This window comes from Streptomyces sp. NPDC001492 (assembly GCF_053597275.1).
In genome coordinates this window covers 132973-153523 of record NZ_JBSFHW010000002.1, presented here as the reverse complement: position 1 = coordinate 153523, position 20551 = coordinate 132973, and the positions used below count along the sequence as shown (strand labels likewise).

The 20551-nt window shown below is 69.7% G+C and carries 14 protein-coding genes and 1 pseudogene; 13 read left to right on the top strand and 2 right to left on the bottom strand.

Features of this window, described 5'->3' with window-relative positions; genetic code table 11:
- Positions 1-8 precede the first annotated feature (8 nt).
- The 8 genes and pseudogenes from ACWC1K_RS02995 (at position 9) to ACWC1K_RS02960 (ending at position 8244) form a co-directional block, all read left to right on the top strand.
- On the top strand, positions 9-1214 hold the full coding sequence (locus ACWC1K_RS02995; protein ID WP_450828336.1) for an acyl-CoA dehydrogenase family protein: 1206 nt from the start codon (positions 9-11) through the stop codon (positions 1212-1214).
- Positions 1215-1537: 323 nt separating this feature from the next.
- On the top strand, positions 1538-1930 hold the full coding sequence (locus ACWC1K_RS02990; protein ID WP_450828334.1) for a J domain-containing protein: 393 nt from the start codon (positions 1538-1540) through the stop codon (positions 1928-1930).
- 51 nt (positions 1931-1981) lie between these two features.
- Entirely contained in the window at positions 1982-3847 is a 1866-nt protein-coding gene (gene dnaK / locus ACWC1K_RS02985; RefSeq protein WP_450828706.1) for a molecular chaperone DnaK, read from the top strand.
- Positions 3848-3849: 2 nt separating this feature from the next.
- A pseudogene (gene grpE, locus ACWC1K_RS02980) lies at positions 3850-4230 on the top strand (nucleotide exchange factor GrpE); the annotation flags it as partial.
- Between the two features lie 135 nt (positions 4231-4365).
- Positions 4366-4761: a DUF2267 domain-containing protein gene (locus tag ACWC1K_RS02975; protein ID WP_450828705.1), complete on the top strand. Its 396-nt coding sequence runs from the start codon at positions 4366-4368 to the stop codon at positions 4759-4761.
- Between the two features lie 242 nt (positions 4762-5003).
- Positions 5004-7061, top strand: coding sequence for an alpha-L-fucosidase (locus tag ACWC1K_RS02970; protein WP_450828332.1), 2058 nt, complete (start codon positions 5004-5006; stop codon positions 7059-7061).
- Positions 7062-7150: 89 nt separating this feature from the next.
- Positions 7151-7972 carry a phytanoyl-CoA dioxygenase family protein gene (locus tag ACWC1K_RS02965; protein ID WP_450828330.1) on the top strand — a complete coding sequence of 274 codons (822 nt, stop codon included), beginning with the start codon at positions 7151-7153 and terminating at the stop codon, positions 7970-7972.
- Positions 7969-8244 (top strand): hypothetical protein, encoded by a 276-nt coding sequence (locus ACWC1K_RS02960; protein WP_450828328.1) that lies wholly within the window; start codon positions 7969-7971, stop codon positions 8242-8244. Before ACWC1K_RS02965 ends, ACWC1K_RS02960 begins: the two co-directional genes overlap by 4 nt.
- Before the next feature lie 8 nt (positions 8245-8252).
- Here the strand turns inward: ACWC1K_RS02960 and ACWC1K_RS02955 are convergent, their stop codons facing one another.
- Positions 8253-10703, bottom strand: a complete 2451-nt coding sequence (locus tag ACWC1K_RS02955) for a SpoIIE family protein phosphatase (protein WP_450828704.1) — start codon at positions 10701-10703, stop codon at positions 8253-8255.
- 926 nt (positions 10704-11629) lie between these two features.
- Here ACWC1K_RS02955 and ACWC1K_RS02950 point away from each other — a divergent pair.
- Positions 11630-12712, top strand: coding sequence for an SGNH/GDSL hydrolase family protein (locus tag ACWC1K_RS02950; RefSeq protein WP_450828703.1), 1083 nt, complete (start codon positions 11630-11632; stop codon positions 12710-12712).
- Between the two features lie 96 nt (positions 12713-12808).
- Here the strand turns inward: ACWC1K_RS02950 and ACWC1K_RS02945 are convergent, their stop codons facing one another.
- Positions 12809-15460 (bottom strand): RICIN domain-containing protein, encoded by a 2652-nt coding sequence (locus ACWC1K_RS02945; protein WP_450828326.1) that lies wholly within the window; start codon positions 15458-15460, stop codon positions 12809-12811.
- Between the two features lie 217 nt (positions 15461-15677).
- Here ACWC1K_RS02945 and ACWC1K_RS02940 point away from each other — a divergent pair, with 217 nt between their 5' ends.
- The 4 genes from ACWC1K_RS02940 (at position 15678) to ACWC1K_RS02925 (ending at position 20528) form a co-directional block, all read left to right on the top strand.
- Positions 15678-16628, top strand: a complete 951-nt coding sequence (locus ACWC1K_RS02940; RefSeq protein WP_450828324.1) for an AraC-like ligand-binding domain-containing protein — start codon at positions 15678-15680, stop codon at positions 16626-16628.
- A gap of 158 nt (positions 16629-16786) precedes the next feature.
- Positions 16787-18577 (top strand): FAD-dependent oxidoreductase, encoded by a 1791-nt coding sequence (locus tag ACWC1K_RS02935; RefSeq protein WP_450828322.1) that lies wholly within the window; start codon positions 16787-16789, stop codon positions 18575-18577.
- 2 nt (positions 18578-18579) lie between these two features.
- Complete coding sequence (locus ACWC1K_RS02930; RefSeq protein WP_450828321.1) at positions 18580-19635, top strand: maleylacetate reductase; 1056 nt, start codon at positions 18580-18582, stop codon at positions 19633-19635.
- Entirely contained in the window at positions 19632-20528 is an 897-nt protein-coding gene (locus tag ACWC1K_RS02925; protein WP_450828319.1) for an intradiol ring-cleavage dioxygenase, read from the top strand. The genes ACWC1K_RS02930 and ACWC1K_RS02925 overlap by 4 nt, the downstream gene beginning before the upstream one ends.
- Positions 20529-20551 lie beyond the last annotated feature (23 nt).

The following is a 20551-nucleotide window of genomic DNA, read 5'->3' as shown; positions in this document are numbered from 1 at the left end:
GAGGTCCCGTGCCCATCCAGTTCGATGTCGATCCGACTGTCGCTCAACTTGCCGAAGCCACCGCGGAGTTCGTGCGCGAGGTGGCCGTCCCGGCCGAGCGCGAGTGCGGCGGGTCCGTGCACGACGCCCCCGAGGCGGTACGGGAGAGCTTGCAGAAAGCTGCCCGCGACGCGGGGGTGTTCGCTCCGCACGTACCGAAGCGCTGGGGCGGCCACGGGCTCGACCTGCGGGGCCAGGCGGTGGTGTTCGAAGCGGCGGGCTACTCGCTGCTCGGACCGCTGGCGCTGAACTGCGCGGCCCCGGACGAAGGCAACATGCACCTGCTGGAGCAGGTCGCCACCGAAGAGCAGAAGCAGACGTATCTGCGCCCGCTCGCCGCGGGCGAGATCCGGTCCTGCTTCGCCATGACCGAACCGGCTCCGGGAGCGGGCGCCGATCCCCGCCTGCTGCGGACCACCGCGACCCGGGTGCCGGGTGGCTGGCGTATCGAGGGGCGGAAGTGGTTCATCACCGGTGCCCAGGGAGCCGGGTTCACCATCGTCATGGCCCGCACCTCCGGCGGCCCCGGCGACCCGGGCGGCGCCACCATGTTCCTGGTGGACGCCGACACCCCCGGCATGCACCTCGTCCGGACGATCGAGACCCTCGATGAGTCGCTCTTCGCGGGGCACAGCGAGATCGTCTTCGACGGATGCGTGGTGGGGGAGGAGCAGGTCCTGGGAGCGGTGGACCGCGGCTTCGAGGGCGCCCAGGTGCGGCTCGCTCCCGCCCGGCTGACCCACTGCATGCGCTGGCTGGGAGCGGCCCGCCGCGCCCAGGACATCGCACTGGAGCGGGCCGGGAGCCGGATGGCCTTCGGCTCGGCCCTGGGAGACCTCGGCATGGTCCAGCAGATGCTGGCCGACTCCGAGATCGACATCGAGGCGAGCCGCGCCCTGATCCTGCGTACCGCCTGGGAGTTGGACACCGGATCCGCCGCGGCCTCCCAATTCTCCTCGGTGTCCAAGACCTTCGTGGCGGAGGCGGTGAACCGGGTCGTCGACCGGGCGGTGCAAATGTGTGGGGCCCTCGGCATCTCGGCCGCCGACGCACCCCTGGCCCGTCTGTTCCGGGAGGTACGCCCGTTCCGGATCTACGACGGCCCGTCGGAGACGCACCGTTTCGCCATAGCCCGCCGCGCGGTGCGGCCCTACCGCCAGGACGTGCCCACCTGATCGGCGAACAGTCTCCCGCGGGCCCCCGCAGCACGCGCACCGAGACGGACGGCACGCCACGCATCGGGTCACCTCCTCCGCGGCGGTAGGGATGGCCGACGCCTGGTCAGGTCACTCTCGGCGTGCGCCGACTTCGGGGTGCCGGAGGTGACCTGAAGGGCGTTGCAGGCCATCGGTGGCCTGGGCTGCCTGGCCGAGCGGGGTGGCCGGGGCGTCTGCCTCCCCATCCCCTACTTGACAAGCAGGGGCTCAAGTTTTATCTCGGAAATTAAGGCAAGTAGGAGTGAAAACAGCAGGTCGCAAGGGGTGAGGAGATGGCCGGGATGCAGGCGCCAGGCCGCGGAGCGGACCTGTATGCGGTGCTGGGGGTGGAGCCCTCGGCGACGGCCGAGGCGATCACCTCCGCCTTCCGTGCCCGGGTGTGGGAACTGCGCCCCGACACGCGTGTGGACGCGGCCACGGCCCAGCGGTTCGGTGAGGCACGGGCGGCGTACGAAACGCTTCGCGATCCGGTCCTGCGCGCGGCCTACGACCGGACGTGCGACCCCACGTACGAGCGGACATACGAGCGGGCGGCGGAGCGGGTCGACGACCGCAGGCCGGTGTTCGTGCGGCCGGTCGGTCCCGCCCGGCGGTTCGTGGTGGTGCTCGGGGCCACCCGCCCCGCGCCTCTGCTGCGCGCCGGTCCCGTCCGGTGGGAGCGGTCGTCCCGATGACGCCGACTGACCAGACACGTGATGCAGCGCATGGGTGAGGAGGAGGACAAGATGGCGCGCTCGGTCGGTATCGACCTGGGAACGACGAACTCGGTGGTCTCGGTCCTCGAGGGCGGCGAGCCCACGGTCATCACGAACACGGAAGGCACGCGGACCACGCCCTCGGTCGTGGCGTTCGCCAAGAACGGCGAGGTACTGGTCGGTGAGGTCGCCAAGCGGCAGGCCGTGACGAACGTGGAGCGCACCGCGCGCTCCGTGAAGCGGCACATGGGGGACCACGCATGGCGGTTCCCGGAGCACGGGGACATCGACGGCAAGCGGTACACCGCGCAGGAGATCTCCGCGCGCGTCCTGCAGAAGCTGAAGCGGGACGCGGAGGCATATCTCGGCGAGGACGTCACCGACGCGGTGATCACCGTGCCCGCGTACTTCGACGACGCCCAGCGGCAGGCGACCAAGGAGGCCGGTGAGATCGCGGGGCTGAACGTCCTGAGGATCATCAACGAGCCGACGGCCGCCGCGCTGGCCTACGGGCTGGACAAGGAGAATGACCAGACGGTCCTCGTCTTCGACCTCGGCGGCGGCACCTTCGACGTGTCGCTGCTGGAGATGGGTGAGGGCGTCATCGAGGTGAAGGCCACCAACGGCGACACCCATCTGGGCGGTGACGACTGGGACCAGCGGATCGTCGACCACCTGGTCACGCAGTTCAAGAACCACTACGGCGTGGACCTGTCCAAGGACAAGATGGCCGTGCAGCGGCTGCGCGAGGCGGCGGAGAAGGCGAAGATCGAGCTGTCGTCGTCCACCGAGACGACCATCAACCTGCCCTACGTCACCGCGTCCGCCGAGGGACCGCTGCACCTCGACGAGAAGCTGACCCGGGCCCAGTTCGAGCAGCTGACCGCCGATCTGCTGGAGCGCTGCACGGCACCGTTCCACAACGCGATCAAGGACGCCGGGATCAAGGTGGCCGACATCGACCACGTCGTCCTGGTCGGTGGGTCGACGCGTATGCCCGCGGTGACCGAGCTGGTGAAGGAGCTGACCGGCAAGGACCCGCACAAGGGCGTCAACCCGGACGAGGTCGTGGCCGTCGGTGCTTCGCTGCAGGCCGGTGTGCTCAAGGGCGAGGTCAAGGACGTCCTGCTGCTCGACGTCACCCCGCTGTCCCTGGGCATCGAGACCAAGGGCGGCATCATGACCAAGCTGATCGAGCGCAACACGACCATCCCGACCCGCCGTTCGGAGATCTTCACCACGGCCGAGGACAACCAGCCGTCGGTGACGATCCAGGTCTACCAGGGTGAGCGCGAGATCGCCGCGTACAACAAGAAGCTCGGCATGTTCGAGCTGACCGGCATCGCCCCCGCTCCGCGCGGACTGCCGCAGATCGAGGTCACCTTCGACATCGACGCCAACGGCATCATGCATGTCTCCGCCAAGGACCTGGGCACGGGCAAGGAGCAGAAGATGACCGTCACCGGCGGCTCCGCGCTGCCCAGGGACGACATCGACCGCATGGTCCGCGAGGCCGAGCAGCACGCCGAGGAAGACCGCAAGCGGCGTGAGGCGGCCGAGACCCGCAACCAGGGCGAGCAGCTCGTCTACTCGACCGAGAAGCTCCTCACGGACAACGCGGACAAGATCCCCGCCGACGCGAAGAGCGAGACGGAGACCGCGCTGGCCGACCTGAAGGACACGCTGCAGGGCGAGGACACCGCCGCGATCCGGCAGGCGATCGACCGTGCGTCGCAGGCCGCGCAGAAGATCGGCACCGCACTGTACGAGAAGTCGCGTGCCGAGCAGCCGACGGATGCGGCCGGCGCGTCCGCGGCCGGCACGGCCGCTGGTTCGTCCGAGGACGAGGTGGTGGACGCCGAGATCGTCGACGACGACAAGCCGGAGGCCGGCTGACGATGACCGGGAGTGGGCCGCAGAGCACCGAACTGCAGCAGCTGCGGCGCCTGGTGGAGGAGCGGACCGCCGACCTGCAGCGGGTGAAGGCCGAGTACGACAACTACCGCAAGCGGGTGCGGCGGGACCGCATGGCCGTCCGCGAGATCGCGGTGGCCAACGTGCTCCGGGCGCTGCTGCCGGTTCTGGACGCCGTCGACCGGGCGTGCGCCAACGAGCCGCTCACGCCCGGTCTGAAGGACATCGCCGACAGCCTGAAGAGCGAGCTCGGATCGCTGGGCGTCACGTCGTTCGGTGAGGTGGGCGACCCGTTCGACCCCGTCCGGCACGACGCCCTGACGTACCAGGTCTCCGAGCGGGACGGCCTGGTGTGCTCGGCGGTCCTCCGTTCCGGTTACCGGCTCGGCGAGCAACTGCTGCGGCCGGCCACGGTGGAGGTCACCGGGCCGGCTCCACCGCGCGAAACCCGCGCGGAACCGACCGCATCCGCCAGTGGTCCGCCGTTCACGGGGGACGTCATGCGCATGCACTCGGATGCCTTCATCGCCGCAGTCCAGGAACGCGGTGCATACCCTTCGCAGCAGGAGGCAGAACGAGTCTCCCGGGTCGTCATGGCCCTGCTGGGCGCACATCTGGTGGGAGAGGTGCGCGCCGAGCTGGCCGCCCGGCTCCCGGAAACGCCGGCGTACGTCCTGCTCAACCCGCTCCAGGTACATGAACCGCTGCCGCCCGAACGGTTCATCCGGGCAACCGCGGCCTGGATCGAAGGCGCCACGGAGAAGACCGCCACCGGGGACGTCAGCGCCGTGCTCAGCGTCGTGGCCGACATCGCCGGCGAGGACCTGACGAACCGCATCCTGCTCCAACTCCCGCCAGGCTACGACCTGCTGATCGGACATCCGCAGCCAGACTGACCACCCCCCGGCGCAGGCGCCCCCAGGACATGGACCCACCTGTTCACCTGATAGATCCTATGTATAACGCTTCATTCTCTGGGTGAGTAGGTGTCAAGTCTCCAGGGGTCTCCCAAAACTCCCATCCGGTTCCCCACTTTGGGTCAATCTCGCTCCAGCTATAGACGCAGCCATCCCATGTCTCCTATAAATCCATCCGATGTCTCGCCCCGTCCTTTTCCCTCGACCCATGGAGCCGCACCATGTCCTCTGCCTCCCTCAGCAGACGCTCTCTGATGAAGGCCGCCGCCCTCGCCGGGGGAGTGGCGGCCTTCGGGTTGCCGCAGGTCCTGTGGCCCTCCACCGCGGAGGCGTACACCGTCCCCTCGAAGATGGACTGGTGGTACCAGGCCCGGTTCGGGATGTTCATCCACTTCGGGTCCTACTCGTATCTCGCCCACGGCGAGTGGGCGATGGACAGCGAGCGGTGGAGCAAGGCGAGCTACCAGACCCAGGTCAGCCAGAAGTTCAACCCGAGCCAGTTCAACGCCGCCGCCGTCGCCGAACTGGCCAAGAACGCCGGCATGAAGTACCTCGTGATCACCGCCAAGCATCACGAGGGCTTTGCGATGTGGGACTCCGACGTGGCGAGCTTCACCGACACCACCGGCAGCAAGCTGTACAACCTGCACGACTACAGCGGCTTCCAGACCGACCTGCTCGGGGACCTCAAGAGGGAGTGCGAGAGCCGCGGGATCAAGTTCTGCCTGTACTACTCGATCCTCGACTGGAACCATCCGTCACAGGTCGACCGCTACCAGGGCGGTTTCACCACGATGTCCTCGCAGGCCGCGCGCACCGCCTACATCGCCGACATGAAGGCGCAGCTTCAGGAACTGCTGGACCGCTACGACCCGGCACTGCTGTGGTTCGACGGCGACTGGTCCGGCGAGCCTTCCAGTCCCACCCTTACGGACTGGTGGCTGAAATCGGACGGCGTCGACCTCTACAACTGGCTGATCGCCCGCAAGCCCGGCCTCGTCGTCAACGAACGGGTCAAGCGGGACCTCGGGCTCGGCGACTACACGGTCGCGGAGTTCGGGATACCCGCCGAGCCGATGGATCGGCAGTGGGAGAAGTGCGCCACCATGAACGGCTCCTGGGGTTACAACGCGGGGCGTGAGACCCGCTACAGACCCTTGAAGGACATCGTCCGAGAACTCGTCACGGTGGTCTCCCGGGACGGCAACTACCTGCTGAACATCGGCCCCACGGGCGAGGGCCTGGTCACCACCGGAACGGAGACCGTCCTGAACGGCCTGGCCTCATGGATGTCGACGTACAGCGACAGCATTCACGGGACCAGCGGCAGCCCGTTCGCCACCGAACCCTCCTGGGGGAAGGTCACCAAGAAGAACGGCAAGCTCTTCGCCCATGTCTTCACCTGGCCCACGAACGGCCAGCTGCAGATCCCGGCGCTCGACAACACGATCCGCCGCGTCTACTTGATGGACAACCCCTCGGTCTCGCTCCCTTACGCGGTCAGCGGCGGCACCATCAACGTCACCGTGCCGGCCACCGCGCCGGACGCCAGCGTCTCCGTGGTGTGCGTCGAGGTCCAGGGCATGCCCCTCAGGGTTTCGGCGGCGGTTTTCCAGAACGTCAACTACCAAGGCAGCAGCGCCGTTCTGCCGCTGGGCAGCTACACCTCCTCCCAGCTGTCCGCCGCCGGCCTGGGGCCCGCCATGGCCTCCTCCGTCCTGGTACCCGACGGCTACCAGGTGACGGGCTACTCCGGGGACAGCTTCACCGGCACCGCCTGGACGTTCACCTCGAACACCCCCGACCTTGTGGCGACCGGCAACAATGACGCGATCAGATCACTGAAGGTGACGTTCAGGCCCGACAAGTACTTCCGCCTGACCAACGTCACCAGCCGGTTGGCGCTGGACAGCGGCGGCAATGTCGCCAGCGGCTCGAATCTGAAGCAGTGGCAGCCGATCAACAACTCCAATCTCCAGTGGCAGGCAGTCGAACTCGGCAACGGCTACTACAAACTCGTCAACCGCACCAACGGCATGGTCGCCGACGGCTGGGGCTCCACCACCAACGGCGACCCTGCCCGGCAGAAGGCCTGGGACGGCAGCGACACGCAGCAGTGGCGGATCACCCACCGCGGCCAGGGCCAGTACTCGATCGCCAACCGCAGCACGGGACTGGTCCTCGACAGCGGCGGAGGAGTCGCCTCAGGGTCCGTGACCAAGCAGTGGACCTGGCAGCAGAGCACCAACCTGCTGTGGACGTTCAGCGCGGTCGGCTGACCGGCACCTCTCCGGTGAGGATGGAAAACTACCAGCACTGGATGATTTCAGCCCACGACGGAGCGGGCCGGGACACGTACGTTCGTCGCATGCCAACCAGCAAGCAACTCCTGACATCGGTTCAGGTGGCGCGCTTCGTCGCGCAGGGATTCCTGCGCCTGGACGGGGTGGTGCCCGAGGAGATCAATGAACGGGCCGTCGCGGCCTTGGCCGAGGGCCTGCCGGAAGTGGCCTACGGCACTCCGCTGGGCGGGGCGTTCGCGCCCGGCACCTTCGTCCATGAACTGCTCGCCCTGCCGGTTGTCGCGGGCGCTGTCGAGAGCCTGGTCGGCCCCCGGCCGACCGTCGACCACCAGGCGGTTCATGTGCGCGAGCCGCACGAGGGACATGCGCAGCCGCTTCACGCGGACGCGATCATCGACGTGCGGCCCGACGCGTTCGACATCCAGCTCATGTACTACCCGCACGAGGTGACCGCCGAGATGGGCGGCACCCTCAGCGTGCCCGGAAGCCATCTGCGCAGGATCAACGAGACGGACGTCGGCCGCGTCCAGAACCTCAAGGGGCAGACCCGTCTTACCTGCCCGGCAGGCACGGTCGTGCTCCTGCACCACGGCATCTGGCACGGTGGCCGCCGCAACGACACCGCGGGCCGCCGCTACATGTACAAGCTCCGCCTCAACCCGACCGTGCCGCAGGTACGACTGTGGGACCTCTCCGACCTGCACGACCCCGCGGTCACCGCCGAACTCAGCACGTACTTCCCGTGGTACGAGCAGGCCACGGCCCGACTGGAGATCTACAACCGGGCCCTGCTGTGGCGGGCCCTGACCGGTGACGACTCGTTCGATGTCGAGTACTGGGTCACGCGCGTCAGCAACCGGCCGACCCTGAAGGGGAGTCACGCATGAGGCAGCAGGTTCTGGTCCTCTATCTCGCGACGTCGGCGCTGGACTCCGACGTCGTGGGCTGGTCCCGGTACGACGGGACCGGCAGGACCCGTCCGACGACCGGTGACAGCGACGAGCCGCCCTACGCCACAGGGCTTGCCGCGCTGCACGACGGCTGGCGTCTGTTCCAGGCCTCCCAACTGCTGCCACCGCAGGCCGGCCACGAGTACGACGTCTCCTTCCTCAAGCACGAGTTCTTCTTCGAGAAGGTGGAGGACGGCTCCGGCCCTTGACCCGGCGATCAGTACGGCTCGGACACGGGGAGGGACTGCGCGCACCAGATGGTCTTGCCGTTGGTCGTGTGCCGGGTGCCCCAGCCCTGGGTGAGCTGGGCGACGAGCAACAGGCCCCGGCCGCCCTCGTCGAAGGCGCGGGCCCTGCGCAGGTGCGGAGCGGTGTTGCTGGCGTCGGAGACCTCGCAGATCAGGGAGGCGTCGCGAATCAGCCGCAGCTTGATCGGCGGCTCGCCGTATCGGATGGCATTGGTGACCAGCTCGCTGACGACCAGCTCGGTGACGAAGGCCGCCTCCTCCAGGCCCCAGGCGTCCACCTGGTCGACGGCGAACTTCCTGGCGCGCGGCACTTGCGCGGTGTCGGGCTCGACGTCCCAGTCGGCGACGTGGCGGGGATCCAGCGCGCGAGTGCGAGCGAGGAGCAGGGCGGCGTCGTCGGTGCGGCGTTCGGGGAGCATGGCGTCCATCACCGTGTCGCACAGGGCCTCCAGTGAGGCGGCCGAGGGGTTCAGGGCTCGCTGAAGTTCGGCGATCCGCTGGTCGGCGTCGTGCTCACGGCTTTCCACCAGTCCGTCGGTGTAGAGGGTCAGCAGGCTGCCCTCGGGCAGCTCCAGCTCGGTGGCCTCGAAAGGCAGCCCACCGATGCCGAGCGGTGGCCCCGTATGGGCGGGTACCGGGCTCCTGGTGCCGTCCGGGAAAATGATCAGCGGCAGGGGATGGCCGGCGCTGGCCAGCGTGAGACGGCGGGAGACAGGGTCGTAGACCGTGTACAGGCAGGTGGCCCCCGACTCGCCCGTCGCCTGGAAGTCGCCGGTGGCCTGGAGGTCGCTGGCGAGATGGAGGACCAGGTCGTCCAGGTGGGTCAGCAGCTCGTCCGGCGGCAGATCCACGTCGGCGAGGGTACGGACCGCCGTGCGCAGCCGGCCCATGCTCGCCGAGGCGTGCAGTCCGTGACCGACGACATCGCCGACGACCAGGGCGACCCGCGCGCCGGACAGCGGAATGACGTCGAACCAGTCACCCCCCACTTCCGCGCCGGTCCCGGCGGGCAGATAGCGGGACGCCACCTCCACCGCCTCCTGTACGGGCAGCCCCTGCGGCAGGAGGCTGCGCTGCAGGGTCAGCGCCGTCGTGCGCTCACGCGAGTACCGGCGGGCGTTGTCGATGGCGACGGCCGCCTTGGTGGTCAGCTCCTCGGCGAGGATCAGGTCGTCGGCGGTGAAGGCCTCGGGCCGGTCGAGGCGGGAGAAGGCGACGACGCCGAGCAGCGCGCCGCGGGCCCGCAGCGGCACGGTGATCCGGCCGGTCAGCCCCTCCGCCGCAAGGGACTCGTCGATCACCGGGTTGCCCGGTGGCCAGTGGGCCGGGTCGGCGGCGAGACCGGGTCCGAAGGCCCATTCGCCGCCCTCGCCGGGCTCGGCGGCGAGTTCCACCGTGGACCTGCCCGTGGCCATGCAGCGGGCGGCGACAGAACCGGGAGTGTGGCCGACCGGCCTCGTGGGCCCGGGAGCGCGGTCGGTGTCCGCGTTCGCGCTGTGCCGGGCGGCACGGCTGAGCACGATCGTCTCGCCGGAGCTGAACGTGGCCACGGAAGGCGGCTCCTCCCCGCGCAGCACCTCGTCGAAGAGATCCACGGTGACGAGGTCGGCGAAACCCGGCACGGAGGTGCCGGCCAGCTCCTGGGCGGTGCCGATCACGTCGAGTGTCCGGCCGATGCCGCCGCTGGCCCTGTTGAGCAGGAGCAGGCGTTGCCGGGCCCAGTACTCGGCGCTCATGTCGAATCCCCAGTTGGCGATCGCACGGACCCTGCCCTCGGCATCCCGGACGGGCCAGATGCTGGTGGCCCAGGCGTTGGCGTAGTTGCTGCCGAGCGGCTGGAAGACGGTGATCAGACGCATGGGCTCGCCCGTCCTCGCCACCTGGGAGAGCGCGTCGGTGTAGGGCTTGTCGTCCCTTTCGGGAAACAGCGTGCGGTCGAATTCGGGGAACAGCTCGCGGTACTTCTTGCCGAGCACCTGCTCCTCGGTGTGGGCGATCACCCGGGCCGAGGAGGCGTTGATCCACAGGAACCGCAGATCGGGGTCGTACACGCCCAGAGCGAAGGGGCTCTGCTCGAAGGCCCGGTCGGCGATCACCGGGCGGCGTCCCCAGCGCTGGATGGTCAGCGCGTGGCCCAGCACCCGGCTGTCGGGGCCGAACAACGGGTGAGCCGCCACCACGGCGTCCAGTGTGGTGCCGTCCCGGTGGCGCAGGGGGATGAAGCCCGTGGGGTCGGGGCCGGCGCCGTAGCCCTCGGGGAAGCCGGGTGGCGGATCGACCAGCAGATCGGTCACGGGGCGGCCGACGGTGTCCTGCGCCGTCCAGCCCAGCAGCAGCCGGGCTCCCTCGCTCCAGCCGCTCACCAAGCCGTCGGGGCCCACCACGGCAACGGCAGTGGGGGCGTCCTGGTTGCTGGCCATCTCCACGCGCCATGCCTCCGTCCGGACGTCCGTGCCCGTCAGGGCTGGTTTCCAGCGGCTGCTTCCAGCCTAGATCGTCCCCCGCTCCACGGCGCTCCGGCCGGTGCGTTCGGGTTGCAACGCGTCCTGCCGTGCTCCGACACCGTCTGCTGCCTGGGCGCCGAGAAGCCGGGTGAAGGGCTTCACCTACCCGGAGGTCGACCAGGACGGCCCCCGGCCACCAGGAGTGACCACTCGAACCTCTTGCGCCGCGGCACCGAGCCCTCTGGCAGGCACACCCATCACCGACTTCTCACCCCGAGCGGGACCGGACGGCGCACCGGGACGTCGCGGCATCAGTTCCTACGTCTGCGGCTTCCAGGCAGGCGTCGCGGACGGGGACGGACGGGGCAAGCCGGGTGCGCCCGAGGCACGGACGCACGGCTGCCATGAGGCCGACGGCACGCCGCCGCGAGCCGGCGACAGTCAACGGCTGTCAACGCGCTCTTGTCAGAAATCCGACCCGGCCGGCCTTGAAAACGGCGTCGGCTTTCTTCGCCTCCTAGTTGATCACGCAGTGAATTGCTACTGGTGGGTCTGGTAACCAATTCCCGTCCGCGCGAGCCTTTCTGGCGATTACACGTGTCGTCGTGACCATCAAGTTGTCGGCCTCCTATGTCCAAGTCGGCTTAAACCTTGCTAGATTGACGCCCACGCCTCCGGGACGAGTTCGGGCAGATCCCGCAGTTCACGGAGACGGAATTCCCCCCTGTGCCTTCATCAAGGCTTTCTTCGGATGCCCGAGAACCGTTACGGCTGAGTTTCGCTGGTTCCAGCGCTGCTTCGCGCCAATCCGTTTCGGCATCCAAACCCCCCAACGCACTGGAAAGCGCACGCAAGTGAAGAGAAACCTTCAGCGTTTCGGCCCCGCTCTGGCCGTCTCCGCTCTGACGGTCGTGCTGAGCACGCCCGGACTGGCCACCGCCGACGAGGCGACCGACGGCAAGGACACCACGTACTACATCTCGCTGGGCGACTCCTTGGCCACCGGCTACCAGCCGGACGTCGACAAGGACACGGACCTCGCCTACACCGACCAGCTCTTCGCGCAGCTCAAGCAGCGCACCCCCGGACTGAAGCACATACGCCTCGGCTGCACCGGTGAGACCACGGAGTCTTTGACAGAGGGCGGAGACTGCGACTATCCGCACGCCAAGTCCCAACTGGACGCCGCCCTGAAGGCCATGGCCCTCCACCACGGCAAGGTCGCCTACGTGACCCTCAGCGTGGGCGCCGACGACATCCTCAAGGCATGCGTCAGCCCGGCGGGCACCCTCGACGCGGCGTGCCTGACCAGCAAGAGCCAGACCATGGCGAAGAACCTCGCCCGGATCGCGGGCACGCTCCGCAAGGCGGGCACGGACAACACCCGCTTCGTGGGCTCGACGTACTACAACCCGTTCCTCGGGGCCTGGCTGCAGGGGACCGCGGGGCAGCAGGCCGCCAAGGCGTCGGCGCCCCTGGTCAAGGCCACCAACACGGGGATCGCCCAGGTCTACAAGTCCACCGGGTTCACGGTGGCGGACGTGGCAGGGGCCTTCTCCTCCGACGACTTCACCACCCAGGTGAACGTGCCCGGCGCGGGCGAGGTGCCGGCGAACGTGGCCAAGATCTGCCAGCTGACCTGGGCGTGCACGAAGAAGGACCCGCACCCCAACGGCGACGGCCACAAGGTGATCGCAGGCGCCTTCGCCGCGGTGCTCGCCGCGAACGACGGACCCGGCGGGTCCCCGACCCCCAGCGAGTCGGCCACGCCCGGTGCGGGTGAGTCGCCGAGCCCCAGTGAGTCCGCCGCGCCGGCGCCCGGCACGGGCACGGGTGCGAACAGCCCGACCGCGAACGGGGATCTCGCCGAGACCGGCGCGTCGAGCAGCACTCCCGTCTTCGTGGGGGTGGGTCTCGCGGTCGCGGCGGCCGGCGCCGCGGCGGTCTACTTCGCCGGCAGGCGCCGTACGGGCGAGGAGAACTGACGGTCAGTCAGTAGACCGAAGCCTGAGCCGGAGGCCGCCCGCGGTGTCGCGGGCGGCCGTTCGGCGTTGCTACGGACGTCCTGTACAGGCGTCGGGTCAGGACGGGTCGCCGTACAGGAGCCCGCGTCCGTTGGTGCCGATGTAGACGCGGCCGTAGGTGTCGGGGTCGCCGGTGATGACGCCGATGCTGCCGATGGCGCCCCACTGGTGGGCGTCGTCGTTGACGCGGAGCCAGGTGGCGCCCTTGTCGGTGGAGCGGAAGACTCCGGTGACGTTCTTGACGGTGCCGATCAGATACAGGGCCTGGTAGTCGGTGCCCGGCTTGGCCTTGCCGTAGCCGAGGGCGGAGGCGGACTGCACCGAGCCGAGCGTGGTGAAGCCACGACCGCCGTCGGTGGAGTGCAGCAGCCCCTTGTCACCGCCGGCGATCCACAGGTCCCCGGCGATGCCGGGAACGGCCGTGAGCCGGCCGGAGGGAAGGCCGGTGGCGCGGGCGGTGAAGGTCGCGCCGCCGTCGGTGCTGGCGTAGAGCGTGCCGCCGGACAGGGAGTAGAAGGTCCTGGCCGAGGAGCGGTCGGCGACGACCACGGCATCGGTGCCCAGGCCGCCGACCCTCGACCAGCTCGCGCCCTTGTCGGTCGAGCGGTACGGGGCCTGGCCGGCCTCGGTCCACACGATGGTGGAGCCGTCCGCCGCGAGCGCGACATGGCCGCTGTTCGCGCTGCCCACCGGCTCTGCCGTGAAGCCGTTCCAGCTGCTGCCGCCGTCGGTGGAGTAGGCGCCGTCCTGCGCGCCGCCCGTGCCGACGCGGACCATCACCGCGGGGGTCGACTGGGCGAAGTCAATGTCGGTGCTGCTGCTCATCAGCGGGTTCTTCAGCCGTCCGGCGGGCACCTCGGTCAGGGAGTCGTGGCGGAAGCCGCCCTGGTCGCCCATGGAGGTGATGACGGTGGCGCCGCCGGGAGGCGCGATCGCGTCCGCCAGCGAGGTCTCCTCAAGGCCGCGGGCCCCGGAGGCCCAGTGGCTGGTGCCACCGCTGTCGGAGGCATTGGCGTCCGTGCTGCGCCAGATGCTGTTGCCGGTGCCGTACAGCACGTGCCCGGAGGCGAAGGGGTCGATGGCCAGCGCGGTCATCCAGTGCCCGGTGTGGGTGCCGACGTACGGAGCGATGGAGGCGTTCCGCTGCGACTTGTCGGCCAGGGCCTTCCAGGTCGTGCCGCCGTCGGTGGTCCGGTAGACCTCGTCCTCGGGCCACCACCGGTCCAGGGTGGTGACCATCACCGTGGACGGCTTCTGCGCGTCGACGGCCAGACCGGAGAACCCGTAACCACCCTGCGACGGCGAGATGTTCTTCCACACCCCGCCCGACGGGGTGTACTTCCACACCGAGCCCGCCGTCGCGTCCATGGGGCCGATGCTGTTGCTGTACGTCAGGTACAGCGACCCGTCACCGGCGACCACACCGTGCTGCGGCATCTGGCCGGTGGGCTGCCCGGAAACAGCCTTCCAGCTGCTGCCGCCATCGGTCGAACGGTACAAGGGCGTGGACTTGTCGTTGACGCCGACGTAGACCGTGTTGCTGCCGGCCGGGCCGTACGTCACGAAGGAGATGCCCGCGCCGCTGCCCGCCCCGTCCTTGACGGGGAACGACGACACCTGACGCCATGTCACGCCGTAGTCGGTGCTGCGCCACAGGCCGTTCTTGCGGGTGCCCAGCAGCAGGGTGGCGTGGTCCGCGGGGTCGATCACGAGCCGTTCGCCCGCCCCGCGGCCGGGTTCGTTGCCGCCCACCTTGAACGGCAGATCGGTGCGCTGGAAGGTGCGGCCCCGGTCGGTGGAGCGCAGGAGCGCGCCGTTGCCGGCCCACTCGTTGGTGTAGGTGCCCGTCGCGAGGTAGAGCCGGCCCGGGTCGACGGGGTCGGTGGCCAGTGCATCTATGCCCAGAAGGTTCCAGTCCTTCTCGCCGAGCCAGTCGGTCAGCGGGATCCACTGCTCGGCCGCGGTGTCCCAGCGGTAGGCGCCGCCCATGTCGGTGCGCGCGTACAGCAGACCCTTCTCCTTCTGGTTGAACACCAGCCCGGTGACGTAACCGCCGCCCACCACCTGGGCGTTCTTCCACACGTACGGTCCTGCCGCGGCCGTGGTCTGCGCACCGCCGGTCCCGGCCGTCTGGGTGCCGGCCGTCTTCACCAGCTTCCACTGCTGGTTGGTGCTGCCTCTACTGGAATATTGGATGATCGGCGCGCCCTGGGCCGTGGAGCCTCCGGAGACGTCCAGGACCTGGCCGCTCCTGCGGGAGGTGAGGGTGACGGCGTCGATACCGCTCACCTCGTCGATCCTCCACTCCTGGGAGGTGGAGGAGCTGTCGGTCTGCTGCTCGGCGGCGGCCCCCTGAGCGGTGGAACCGCCTGCGATGCCGAGCACCTTGCCGCTGTTGCGGTTCACCAGCTCGTAGTAGCCGTCCCCGGCGGACTTCAGCTTCCACTGCTGGTTGGCGGTGTTCTGGTCGGCCCACTGCTGGATACGGGTGCCGTCGGCGGTGGAGAAGCCGTTGACGTCCAGCACCTTGCCGCTGCGCACGGAGACCAGCCGGTAGTAGGCGTCGCCGTCGACCGTCGCGGCCTGCGAGTCCTGCTGCGCGTACAGGAGATACGGCACGAGGACGGCGGGCACGCCGAGCAGCAGACCAGTGGCGGTCCAGCGGCGGCGATGACGCCCGCGGCGCCCGCCGTTCGCGGGGTTGTTCATCGGGGAGGCTCTCCTTGCACACTGTTCATGAGGAAATCCGGATCCCGGCCACCGGAACTGACCAGATCCGCTTCCTTGTTGTCACAGGCCCCGCAATGGGTTGCCTCGTGCCGGGATCTTTTTCGGATCACTTCGTGGCGGTCGCTGTCGAGGGGCAAGGAGAGGCCGGCATCCACGGGGGTTGGGAACCCGGGGTTGCGGATCTACTCTCTGAACCATGCACCCGGCACCCGCAGCAGCGTCCCGACCGGCGCAGGTGTTCTCGACAGCGCACCTGCCGTCGGCGCAGCGGTTGCGGGCCTGGGAGGAGCACAACGCCGACGCCCTGATCGCGCTGATGTGCCGGACACCGGGCGGCGAGGACTTCCGGGCGCGTGAGGACAACCTCGACCTCGGGCGGGTGCATCTGGCGCGCGTCCGCACCACCGCACACGTCGTCGAGCGCCCTGCCGACCTCATCGAACGACGGCCCACGGGTTCCGTCGCGATCTATGTCTCCCTGCGCGGGGAGGCGCTGTTCCAGCAGGCCGGCCGGCGGCAGGTCATCCGCCCCGGCGACGTCCTGGTCTGCGATGCGGACGGCAGCTTCGTCCGCGGGTTCGGCCAGGGACTGGACGAGCTGGCGGTGCGCGTGGACCGCGGTGCGCTGCCGGAGGGCGTGCACCTCGGGGAACCGCTCGTCGTCCGGCGTGACGAGAGCAACCCGTACGGCCGCGCGCTCGCCCGTCTCGTCGGACGCGCCGTCGGTGTCCAGGGCGCGACCCGGCCCGACGAGCAGGCCCTCGTCGATCTCGCGTCCGTCCTCGTGAGCGACGGGGCCACGCGCCCGCCCGTCGTCCACCGAGCGCTCGCCTGTGCCCTCGTCGAGGACCGACTGCACGATCCGCGCCTGTCCGCCCCCGAGGTCGCCGGCGCGGTCGGCATCAGCGTCCGTCAGCTCACCCGCGTCTTCGCCGACGCGGGCACGACGTTCCCGCGGTATGTGCTCGGTCGGCGCCTCGAAGCCGCCTACGGCCTGCTGACCGGACCGGCCGCCGCCGAGGTGCGCACGGCGACGGTGGCGACCAGGTGCGGATTCAGTTCGGTCGCCCACTTCTCGCAGACCTTCCACGCCCGGTTCGGCATCACCGCGGGCGAGCTGCGCCGTACGGCCGCGAAGCGGGACTGAACGAAAGCAGGCGAACCACCCTCGCCACAGCGACGAAGCGCCCTCGAAACAGCCGCGTCATACGGATTTCGGCCGTCCTCCACCCCGTACCGCCCGATGCGGTCGCGGGCGGGGGCACGCTGCCTTCAAAGCGGCGCGAGAAGAAGGCGAGAGGCCCCATGCCCGAGTTCAACGACGGTCAGCGAGCGACCGAACTCCCGACATCGGCGCACGTCGAGACCGATGTCCTGATCGTCGGCTCCGGCCCGGCCGGCGCCTCGGCGGCGCTGTTCCTGTCGACCCTGGGGATCGACAACATCGTGATCACCAAGTACCGGTGGACCGCGAACACACCCCGGGCGCACATCACCAACCAGCGGGCGATGGAGATCTTCCGCGACATGGGGATCGAGGACCAGGTGCTGGCCGACGCCACCCCCCATGACCTCGTCGGTGACACTGTCTTCTGCACCTCCATCGCGGGCGAGGAGATCGGCCGTATCCACACCTGGGGCACCCGGCCCGACCGGGAGGCGGACTACCGGCTGGCCTCGCCCTGCCTCACCGTCGACATCCCGCAGACCTATCTCGAACCGATCCTCGTCAAGAACGCCACCGTCCGCGGCACCCAGACCCGGTTCTCCACGGAGTACCTCTCGCACACGCAGGACGACACCGGCGTCACCGTCCGGGTCCGTGACCGGCTCACGGGCCAGGAGTACGACATCCGGGCGAAGTACCTCATCGGCGCCGACGGCGCCCGCTCCCGGGTCGCCGAGGACATCGGCCTGCCCTACGAGGGGGCGATGGACATCGCCGGTTCGATGAACATCACCTTCAAGGCCGACATCGCGTCCTACGTCGGCCACCGGCCCTCGGTCCTGTACTGGGTGATCCAGCCGGGCGCCAACGTCGGCGGTATCGGCGCCGGCCTGGTCCGGATGGTCCGCCCGTGGAACGAGTGGCTCATCGTGTGGGGCTACGACATCGACTCCGAGCCCCCCGTGGTCGACGAGACCGAGGCGATCCGCATCGTGCGGCAGCTGCTGGGCATCCCGGACCTCGAGGTCGAGATCACCGGCACCAGCCTGTGGGGCAACAACGAGATGTACGCCACCCACCTGCACAAGGGCCGCGTCTTCTGCGCGGGCGACGCCATCCACCGCCACCCGCCGAGCAACGGCCTGGGCTCCAACACCAGCGTCCAGGACTCCTACAACCTGGCCTGGAAGCTGGCGGCCGTGCTGCGCGGGCAGGCCGACCCCTCGCTGCTGGAGACGTACTCCGTGGAGCGGGCACCCGTCGCGAAGCGGATCGTCACCCGGGCCAACAAGTCCAGCCGCGAGTTCGCCGACATCTTCCAGGCCCTCGGCGTCCTCGACGCCAAGGACGAGGACGAGATGCGGGCCCTGATCGAGGAGCGGAAGGCCAACACCCCGGAGGGCGCGGCCAAGCGGGCCGCTCTGGTGGCGGCGATGGAGACCAAGAACTACGAGTTCAACGCGCACGGCGTCGAACTCGGCCAGTTCTACGAGTCCGCCGCCGTCGTCTCCGACGGCACCCGCCCCGCCCCGAGCCGCGACGAGGACCTCTACCACGTCATGTCCACCAGCCCCGGCGCGCACCTCCCGCACGCCTGGGTCGGCGACAACGTCACCAAACTCGCCCTGATGGACCTGGCGCCGTACACCCGCTGGACCCTGATCACGGGCATCGCCGGTGAGGACTGGGCCGGTGCCGCCGAGAAGGTCGGGCGGGACCTCGGCATTCCGCTCGAAACCGTGGTGATCGGCCCCGGCCGCGAGGTGACGGACCTCTACTACGACTGGGCCAAGCTGCGCGAGGTCGAGGAGTCCGGAGCGATCCTGGTGCGCCCCGACAAGCACGTCGCCTGGCGCTCGATGAGCCTCGCCGACGACCCCGAGGCGGCCCTGCGCGGCGCCCTCGCCCAGCTTCTCGGAACGGTGTGACCGTGCGGTTCATCCACGAGACCCTGCCGCAGCGGGTCGTCTTCGCCCCCGGCGCGGCGCCGGCCGCGGTGGCCGCCGAGGTGGCCGCGCTGAAGGCGACGAAGGTGATGCTGATCGCCGCACCGGCGGAGGCCGCCTTCGCCGACCGCCTCGGCGCGGATCTGCCGGTGGAAGTGCGCCACGACGAGGTCGTCATGCATGTGCCGGTCGACGTCGCCGAGCGCGCCCGGAAGGCCGCGACGGAGGGTGCCGTGGACGCGCTGGTGTGCGTCGGCGGCGGCTCGACGACCGGCCTGGCCAAGGCGGTGGCGCTGACGACCGGCCTGCCGATCGTGGCCGTCCCGACCACCTACGCCGGCTCGGAGGCGACGAACGTCTGGGGCCTGACCGAGGGCGAGGTGAAGACGACCGGGGTCGACCCGCGGGTCCTGCCGCGCTCGATCGTCTACGACGCCTCGCTGCTGTCGAGCCTGCCGGTGGAAATGTCCGTGGCCAGCGGTCTCAACGCCCTGGCCCACTGCGTCGACTCCATGTGGGGGCCGCGCGCCGACCCGATCGACCGGGCCCTTGCTGCCGAGGGCATCCGCGCTCTGGCCCAGGGCCTGCCCGCCGTGGCCGCCGACCCCACCGGACTGCAAGGACGCGAACAGACGCTGTACGGCGCCTACTTGGCCGCCGTCGCCTTCGCCTCGGCCGGCTCGGGCCTGCACCACAAGATCTGCCATGTGCTGGGCGGCATGTTCAACCTGCCGCACGCCCAGACCCACGCGGTGGTGCTGCCGCACGTGCTCGCCTTCAACACCCCGGCCGTTCCCGAGACCGAGCGGCGCATCGCCGAGGCCTTCGGCAGCCCGACCGCTGTGGCCGGACTCACCGCACTGCGCGCGACGCTCCACGCTCCGCGCGCGCTGCGCGACTACGGCATGCCCGAGGACGGCATCGCACGGGCTGTCGCCCCCGTCCTGGCCGCGGTCCCCGCGGGCAACCCCACTGCTGTCACCGAGGAGAACCTCACCGCGCTGCTGCGCGCGGCCTGGGAAGGAAGTGACGCCGTATGACGCTCCACGATGTGTCGTCCGAGCAGGCGGCCCGGGAGGAAGACCTGATCGCGCGCGTTCAACGCTCCTTCGACGCCTGCCAGGACCCCCGCCTGAAGGAGCTGATGCAGGGGATCGTCAAGCACCTGCACGCCTTCCTGCGCGACGTCCGCCTCACCGAGGAGGAGTGGAACAAGGGCATCGAGTTCCTCACCGCCGTCGGCCATCTCACCGACGACAAGCGCCAGGAGTTCATCCTGCTCTCCGACACGCTCGGGGCGTCGATGCAGACGATCGCCATCAACAACGAGGCCCACGGCGACGCCACCGAGGCCACCGTCTTCGGCCCCTTCTTCGTGGAGGGCTCCCCGAGGATCGAGCCGGGCGGGGACATGTCCTTCGGGGCCGCCGGCGAGCCCTGCTGGGTCGAGGGAACCGTCTCCGACGCCGACGGCACCCCGATCGCCGGGGCGAAGATCGAGGTGTGGGAGGCGGACGAGGACGGGTTCTACGACGTCCAGTACGACGACGACCGGGTGACCGCCCGCGCGCACCTGTTCACGGAGGCCGACGGGAGCTACCGCTTCTGGGGTGTCACACCGACGCCGTACCCGATCCCGCACGACGGCCCGGTGGGCAGGATGCTGGCGGCGACCGGCCGCTCGCCGATGCGGGCCTCGCACCTGCACTTCATGGTCGAGGCGCCCGGGTGCCGCACCCTGGTCACGCACATCTTCGTCCGGGGCGACGAACTGCTCGACTCCGACACGGTCTTCGGCGTCAAGGAGTCGCTGGTCAAGGACTTCGACCGGCGTCCGGCGGGCACGCCGGCACCCGACGGGCGGGCCGTCGACGGCACCTGGACACAGGTCCGCTTCGACATCGTCCTCGCCCCCGCCGACGGCCGGGGATGAGCCGGGTCCGCGGCAGGGTCCGT

What these genes read in the sequence shown, in the direction of transcription:
- ACWC1K_RS02990 (WP_450828334.1), top strand. Translation starts at nt 1,538, where the DNA reads ATGCAGGCGCCAGGCCGCGGAGCGGACCTGTATGCGGTGCTGGGGGTG.
- dnaK (WP_450828706.1), top strand. Translation starts at nt 1,982, where the DNA reads ATGGCGCGCTCGGTCGGTATCGACCTGGGAACGACGAACTCGGTGGTC.
- ACWC1K_RS02975 (WP_450828705.1), top strand. Translation starts at nt 4,366, where the DNA reads ATGCGCATGCACTCGGATGCCTTCATCGCCGCAGTCCAGGAACGCGGT.
- ACWC1K_RS02970 (WP_450828332.1), top strand. Translation starts at nt 5,004, where the DNA reads ATGTCCTCTGCCTCCCTCAGCAGACGCTCTCTGATGAAGGCCGCCGCC.
- ACWC1K_RS02965 (WP_450828330.1), top strand. Translation starts at nt 7,151, where the DNA reads ATGCCAACCAGCAAGCAACTCCTGACATCGGTTCAGGTGGCGCGCTTC.
- ACWC1K_RS02960 (WP_450828328.1), top strand. Translation starts at nt 7,969, where the DNA reads ATGAGGCAGCAGGTTCTGGTCCTCTATCTCGCGACGTCGGCGCTGGAC.
- ACWC1K_RS02955 (WP_450828704.1), bottom strand. Translation starts at nt 10,703, where the DNA reads ATGGCCAGCAACCAGGACGCCCCCACTGCCGTTGCCGTGGTGGGCCCC.
- ACWC1K_RS02945 (WP_450828326.1), bottom strand. Translation starts at nt 15,460, where the DNA reads ATGAACAACCCCGCGAACGGCGGGCGCCGCGGGCGTCATCGCCGCCGC.
- ACWC1K_RS02940 (WP_450828324.1), top strand. Translation starts at nt 15,678, where the DNA reads ATGCACCCGGCACCCGCAGCAGCGTCCCGACCGGCGCAGGTGTTCTCG.
- ACWC1K_RS02935 (WP_450828322.1), top strand. Translation starts at nt 16,787, where the DNA reads ATGCCCGAGTTCAACGACGGTCAGCGAGCGACCGAACTCCCGACATCG.
- ACWC1K_RS02925 (WP_450828319.1), top strand. Translation starts at nt 19,632, where the DNA reads ATGACGCTCCACGATGTGTCGTCCGAGCAGGCGGCCCGGGAGGAAGAC.